Annotated in this window: 1 protein-coding gene; it reads right to left on the reverse strand. The window is 44.2% G+C overall.

Features of this window, described 5'->3' with window-relative positions; all coding sequences use genetic code 11:
* Positions 1 to 45: 45 nt before the first annotated feature.
* Complete coding sequence (locus ABD734_RS07715; protein WP_344703107.1) at positions 46 to 714, reverse strand: helix-turn-helix domain-containing protein; 669 nt, start codon at positions 712 to 714, stop codon at positions 46 to 48.
* Between the last annotated feature and the right edge of the window lie 65 nt (positions 715 to 779).

Here is a 779-nt window from a genome sequence, read left to right on the forward strand (position 1 = left end):
TAGTGATGGCAGTGTGGAGCGTGTGACTGGGAACCCGGCTGTATTTTAATCCCTCTCGAGTTCCTCCAACTTTTTTAGCAGGGCGTTCTCCACCTCAAGCTTTCGTTTATCTGCTTTGAGCATGGAAATTTCTCTGTTCAAGCGGTCCGTCTCAGTGAGCTGGTCTTCTGATTTTCCTTTTCCGCGTCTGTCCTCAAGGCCGATTTCACCATATTCCTTGTATTTCACAATGATATTCCGGGCCTGCTGGTAACTCACCTCAAATCTTTCGGCAAGTTCACGATAACTGATATCCCCCTGTGCATGATACTGCGCAATCTCAACCCGTTCTGCGTACGTTGTTTTCCGTCCCTTGGTCAATGGTGAAGCTCCCTCCCGCGTCGTTCTTATTTCTTCACCATTATTGTAACGTATAATCCAATTCCGAACAGTTGTTTTCGACGGTATGTCATATTTGTGTGCGAGTTCGTGAGTGGAGATCATTCCATTCATATATTCTTTTGCGACCATTTTTTTAAAGCCGCGGGTATATGTTCTATGCCTGTCCCGTTTCTTTAATCCCTCAGCACCATGCTTCTCATACTTTATCCGCCACTTTCTAAGTGTCTCAACAGACACCTGATGCTTTGTGGATATATGGCTTGGACTGATGCCTACCCTCAATTCCTGAATCATTTTCAGCTTTTCTTCAAATGAATAATATTTGTCAGTCATAAAAGAACCCCCTCCAGGTTTACAGATGTTTTATTTCATCTGTAAACCTGGAGGGGGTCAAATCA

This window comes from Salinicoccus jeotgali, assembly GCF_039538805.1.
GTDB lineage: Bacteria > Bacillota > Bacilli > Staphylococcales > Salinicoccaceae > Salinicoccus > Salinicoccus jeotgali.

Coding starts and splice junctions, on each gene's coding strand:
- ABD734_RS07715 (WP_344703107.1), bottom strand. CDS start 714: ATGACTGACAAATATTATTCATTTGAAGAAAAGCTGAAAATGATTCAG.